Consider the following 210-nt stretch of genomic DNA (forward strand, 5'->3'; position numbering starts at 1 on the left):
GTGCAGGGGATGACTCTCGTGCAGTTTCGCCACGCCACCACGGGCGAGCCAGAAGCGTTCGCTGCGGCTGAAGGCCACTTCCCCGGGGAACAGGTGCTCAAAGTGAACGCTGCGCCCGCCGTTGTCGTTGAGGATAAGTTCCTCATCACGTATCTGTAAGCGGATATCGAAAGGTGCTTTCCAGCCGGGACCGAAGATGCCGGCCGGTGC

Annotated in this window: 1 protein-coding gene; it reads right to left on the bottom strand. The window is 61.4% G+C overall.

Features of this window, described 5'->3' with window-relative positions:
* Positions 1-210 (bottom strand): DUF6531 domain-containing protein (locus OGX96_RS00750; protein WP_286582006.1); only part of this gene is annotated, 210 nt, incomplete at both ends.

The organism is Citrobacter sp. Cpo100 (assembly GCF_030332595.1).
Lineage (GTDB): Bacteria > Pseudomonadota > Gammaproteobacteria > Enterobacterales > Enterobacteriaceae > Citrobacter > Citrobacter portucalensis.